This window comes from Deltaproteobacteria bacterium (assembly GCA_009929795.1).
In the GTDB taxonomy this organism is placed as follows: domain Bacteria; phylum Desulfobacterota; class Desulfovibrionia; order Desulfovibrionales; family Desulfomicrobiaceae; genus RZZR01.
Genome location: RZZR01000183.1, coordinates 1 through 4,225 on the forward strand (window position 1 = coordinate 1; position 4,225 = coordinate 4,225).

The window sequence follows — 4,225 nt, forward strand, 5'->3', positions numbered from 1 at the left end:
CTCCAAGCTCGGCGATTTCCGGGAGATCAAGGAACACCGGCCCTAACCGCCCCCCCTTCCCCCGCCCTTCCCGCCGCCCCAGATCCGAAACTATTTGGGGGCGGATTCGATTTTTCCCGCTCTTGACCAGGCCTGAACATTTGGCTATTTGGCCATACGTTCAAACAAGGAGAGCCGATGACCGACCGTGAAAAACGACTGTACACCGAAAAGGCTAAAATTTTCAAAGCCTTGGGACATCCAACCCGACTATGGATCACTGAGAAGCTGGCCCACGGTGAATGTTGCGTCTGCGAATTCGTCGATGCCGTTGACGTGGATTTCTCCACCATCTCCAAGCATCTATCCGTTCTCAAGCAGGCCGGCATCGTCGAGGACGAGAAGCGGGGTAAACAGATTTTCTACCGTTTGAAGGTCCCCTGCCTGCTCAAGTTCATGCATTGCGTAGAGTCGGTCATCGAAGCCCAGGCCAGGGACCGTCTGAACATCCACTCCGAACTCATCCCCACTCTCGTCACCCCCTGAAAGGAGAACACATCCATGAATTGGAAAATCGAGTGGAAAGCCCTGACCCTGATGGTCGGATTTTTTCTGGCCTGCTTCTATCTGCCAGTCGGCACTGCCAGATTCGACAACGCCTTGCTCGAGGCCTTTCATCTCGTCAAATGGTACGCCCAGGAACATGTCCTGCTCTGCCTGATCCCGGCCTTTTTCATCGCCGGGGCCATTGCCGTGTTCGTCAGTCAGGCCTCGGTCATGAAATACCTGGGGGCCAAGGCCAACAAGATTCTGGCCTATGGCGTGGCCTCTGTCTCCGGCACCATACTGGCAGTGTGCTCCTGCACGGTGCTGCCCCTTTTTGCCGGCATCTACCGCATGGGCGCCGGCCTCGGCCCGGCCTGTGCCTTTCTCTACTCCGGCCCGGCCATCAACGTCCTGGCCATCGTGCTTACCGCCCGCATCCTCGGTCCGGAAATGGGCATCGCCCGGGCCGTTGGGGCCATTGTCTTCAGCGTGGTCATCGGCTTGGCCATGCACATCATTTTTCGACGAGAGGAATCGGAAAAGGCGGCCGCCCAGATGGTCATGCCCGAACAGGAAGTTCCAAGACCCCTGTGGCAGAACACCCTCTATTTCGTGGCCATGGTCGGCATCCTGGTCTTTGCCAACTGGGGACGGCCCCAGGAGAGCACCGGCCTCTGGGCCGCCATCTTCGAGGCCAAATGGATCCTGACCGCCATCTTTTCCGCCGGCCTGGGCCTGGCCCTGATCGTCTGGTTCGGAGTCAGGGCCTGGAAGGTCCTGACCACGGCCGCGGTGGTTGTCATCCTGGCCGTCCTCATTCCCGGCCAGCCGGTCATCGCCTTCACCGCCGGGGTCATCGGCCTGTCCGTGTTCACCAGCCTCGACTCCGGAGAGATGGGCGACTGGTTCTCGTCGTCCTGGGGATTTGCCAAGCAGATCCTGCCCCTGCTCCTCTTCGGCGTCCTGGTGGCCGGCCTCCTGCTGGGCCGTGTCGGCCAGGAGGGCCTCATTCCTTCGGAATGGGTGGCCCGAGCCGTGGGCGGAAACTCATTAGGGGCCAACTTCTTCGCCTCGTTCGCCGGGGCCTTCATGTATTTCGCCACCCTGACCGAGGTGCCCATTCTCCAGGGCCTCATCGGCAACGGCATGGGCAAGGGCCCGGCCCTGGCCCTGCTTCTGGCCGGTCCGGCCTTGAGCCTGCCCAACATGCTGGTCATCCGAAGTGTCATGGGCACGAAGAAGACCATTGTCTTTGTCTCTCTTGTCGTGATCATGGCCACCGTCAGCGGCGTTATCTACGGCGCCCTGTGGGGATAAACCAACAATCAATCGGAGGAATGATGAAAATCCAGATTCTGGGGACCGGATGCCCCAAATGCACAAAATTGGCCGAATCGGCCAAAACCGCCGCCGACCAGATGGGCCTCGACTATGAGCTCGAAAAGGTCACGGACCTGAACGCGATCATGGCCATGGGAGTCATGATGACCCCGGGGCTGGCCGTGGACGGCCAGGTCAAGCTTGTTGGCAAGGTTCCATCCGTCGAGGAATTGAAAAAACTGTTGGCCTGAAGGGAGGATACATGACCGATTCCACAGTCTGCGGATGCGCCTGCAGTGCCGCGCTCAAATTGATCTTTTCCTGTTCCGGCGGAGCCGATGTCGGCGAACTGTCCGACCGGGCCGCCCGAAAACTGACCTGCGACGGTAAAGGCAAGATGTTCTGTCTGGCCGGCATAGGGGGCCGGGTCAGTGGCATCGTCAAGTCCACCGAGGCCGCCTCGGCCATCCTGGCCATCGACGGCTGCCCCCTGGACTGCGCCCGCAAATGTCTTGAAGAAGCCGGATTCACCGGTTTCCTGCACCTCAACCTGTCCCAGATCGGTTTCGTCAAGGGCCAGAGTCCCATCGACGATGAAAATGTGGCCAAGGCTGCCCAGGCCGGGGCGGCCCTTTTAGAATCCGCTTGTGCGGTGAAATAACAAACAACAAAAAGGATATCGGGGGAGGAAAACATGAAATTCATCCAAGTGCTGGGGCCGGGATGCCCCAAATGCGCCAAAACCGAACAGATTGTCAGACAGGCCGTGGCCCAGTCAGGAGTCGAGGCCCATGTGGAAAAAGTCTCGGACCTGAACATGATCGCCGCCCTGGGGGTCTTCGTCACCCCGGGCGTGCTCGTTGACGGCCAGGTCAAGGTCTCCGGCCGGGTGCCCAAGGCCGAGGAGGTCGTCCAATGGTTGCAGTAAAAAACCTCCAGACCCTCCCGTCCCTGGTCGGCCTCGTTCTGGCCTTCTTCTGCCTTGCGGCCCTGCCGACCATGTCCAGGGCCGAAACCCCAGGCCGCGAGGCCCTCATCTCCGGAGACCCCCAGACCGTGCCCATTCCCGGCATGGTCACCATGGTCGACATCGGGGCCAAGGCCTGCATTCCCTGCAAGATGATGATCCCGGTCATCGAGAACTCGTCCATGAAGTACGAGGGACGGGCGGCCATTGTCTTCATCGACGTCTGGAAGCATCCCGGCGAAACGCCGAAATACGGAGTCCGGGCCATCCCGACCCAGATCTTCTACGACAAGGATGGCAAGGAGTTCAAACGCCACGAAGGCTATCTCGATCAAGCCTCACTAGACAAAATCATGGCCGAACTGGGCGTGAACTAGGGAGGCCCGCATGGATCAATTCTTCATCCTCGTGAACCAATGGCTCACCGGAGGAACGGCCCTGGCTCTGGCCGGGGCCTTCCTCTGGGGGCTTATCAGCATCATGTTCAGCCCCTGCCATCTGGCCTCCATCCCGCTCATCGTCGGTTACGTGGCCGGACAGGACAAGGTCCTCGAAGGTCGCATGGGGACCTACTATGCCGTGGCCTTCACTGTGGGGCTCTTTCTGACCATCGCCGCCATCGGGGCCGTCTGCGCCGTACTCGGCCGCATGCTGGGCGATGTCGGCCCCTACTGGACCATCGCCGTGGGCCTCATTCTCATCTGGGTGGCCCTGGACATGCTCGGCGTGGCCGTCTGCTCCATGTCCGGCGGGCTCATGTCCAAGATCAAGGTCCGGGGCCTGGTCGGGGCCTTTGTCCTCGGCCTGGCCTACGGCATCCTGTCCGGGTCGTGCTCGTTCGGCTTCATCGCCCCCATTTTGGCGGTCATCACCATCCAGGGCGAGGTGGCCTTCGGCATCCTGCTCATCGTCGTCTTTGCCGTCGGGCATTGCCTGCCCATCGCCGTGGCCGGCAGCTCAACGGCCCTGGTCAAGAGGCTCCTGTCCAACTCGTCCTGGCAGCGCGGCAACCTGATCTTCCGACGTTTTGCCGGCGTGGCCATCGGCTGCATGGGCCTCTATTTCATCGTCAGCCCATTTCTGCCCGCCGCTTAGGGCTAGGGAACGAACATGATTAAACGCATTCTCCTCCTCGCCCTCATTGTCGGCCTGAGTGGTCTTTGGGCCTGCGCTGGCCGCTCGACCACGGCCCAGGATCGGGACGCCGGGGTGCCCACGGCCGACGAGTATATTTCCGATTACGACGAACTCCAGACCCTGTTGAGCGGCGACAACGAAACCCGGATGCGACGGACCGCGGACGCCATCTTCCAGCTTGAACCGGGCCAGCCCTCCGCGCTGCGCCTGCGCTGTTTCGTGCTGGAGAGCTCCAACCGCGCGCCCGAAGCGCTGGATATTTGAATGACGGATTCA

8 protein-coding genes are annotated in these 4,225 nt (G+C 60.9%); all 8 read left to right on the forward strand.

The window, feature by feature from the left end; genetic code table 11:
- Positions 1 to 177 precede the first annotated feature (177 nt).
- Positions 178 to 525, forward strand: a complete 348-nt coding sequence (locus EOM25_12670) for an ArsR family transcriptional regulator (protein NCC26027.1) — start codon at positions 178 to 180, stop codon at positions 523 to 525.
- 15 nt (positions 526 to 540) lie between these two features.
- Positions 541 to 1,842, forward strand: coding sequence for a hypothetical protein (locus tag EOM25_12675; protein ID NCC26028.1), 1,302 nt, complete (start codon positions 541 to 543; stop codon positions 1,840 to 1,842).
- A gap of 23 nt (positions 1,843 to 1,865) precedes the next feature.
- Entirely contained in the window at positions 1,866 to 2,096 is a 231-nt protein-coding gene (locus tag EOM25_12680) for a thioredoxin family protein (protein ID NCC26029.1), read from the forward strand.
- A gap of 11 nt (positions 2,097 to 2,107) precedes the next feature.
- Positions 2,108 to 2,506 (forward strand): zinc-binding protein, encoded by a 399-nt coding sequence (locus tag EOM25_12685; GenBank protein ID NCC26030.1) that lies wholly within the window; start codon positions 2,108 to 2,110, stop codon positions 2,504 to 2,506.
- A 33-nt stretch (positions 2,507 to 2,539) separates the two neighbouring features.
- Positions 2,540 to 2,773 carry a thioredoxin family protein gene (locus EOM25_12690; GenBank protein ID NCC26031.1) on the forward strand — a complete coding sequence of 78 codons (234 nt, stop codon included), beginning with the start codon at positions 2,540 to 2,542 and terminating at the stop codon, positions 2,771 to 2,773.
- A 71-nt stretch (positions 2,774 to 2,844) separates the two neighbouring features.
- On the forward strand, positions 2,845 to 3,189 hold the full coding sequence (locus EOM25_12695; GenBank protein ID NCC26032.1) for a thioredoxin: 345 nt from the start codon (positions 2,845 to 2,847) through the stop codon (positions 3,187 to 3,189).
- A gap of 10 nt (positions 3,190 to 3,199) precedes the next feature.
- Positions 3,200 to 3,907, forward strand: coding sequence for a cytochrome C biosynthesis protein (locus EOM25_12700; protein NCC26033.1), 708 nt, complete (start codon positions 3,200 to 3,202; stop codon positions 3,905 to 3,907).
- A 15-nt stretch (positions 3,908 to 3,922) separates the two neighbouring features.
- Positions 3,923 to 4,213 carry a hypothetical protein gene (locus EOM25_12705; protein ID NCC26034.1) on the forward strand — a complete coding sequence of 97 codons (291 nt, stop codon included), beginning with the start codon at positions 3,923 to 3,925 and terminating at the stop codon, positions 4,211 to 4,213.
- Positions 4,214 to 4,225: the final 12 nt, after the last annotated feature.

Bases quoted from the DNA above. Each gene is read 5' to 3' on its own strand.
- EOM25_12700 (NCC26033.1), top strand. From the start codon at position 3,200: ATGGATCAATTCTTCATCCTCGTGAACCAATGGCTCACCGGAGGAACG.
- EOM25_12685 (NCC26030.1), top strand. From the start codon at position 2,108: ATGACCGATTCCACAGTCTGCGGATGCGCCTGCAGTGCCGCGCTCAAA.
- EOM25_12670 (NCC26027.1), top strand. From the start codon at position 178: ATGACCGACCGTGAAAAACGACTGTACACCGAAAAGGCTAAAATTTTC.
- EOM25_12680 (NCC26029.1), top strand. From the start codon at position 1,866: ATGAAAATCCAGATTCTGGGGACCGGATGCCCCAAATGCACAAAATTG.
- EOM25_12675 (NCC26028.1), top strand. From the start codon at position 541: ATGAATTGGAAAATCGAGTGGAAAGCCCTGACCCTGATGGTCGGATTT.
- EOM25_12690 (NCC26031.1), top strand. From the start codon at position 2,540: ATGAAATTCATCCAAGTGCTGGGGCCGGGATGCCCCAAATGCGCCAAA.
- EOM25_12695 (NCC26032.1), top strand. From the start codon at position 2,845: ATGTCCAGGGCCGAAACCCCAGGCCGCGAGGCCCTCATCTCCGGAGAC.
- EOM25_12705 (NCC26034.1), top strand. From the start codon at position 3,923: ATGATTAAACGCATTCTCCTCCTCGCCCTCATTGTCGGCCTGAGTGGT.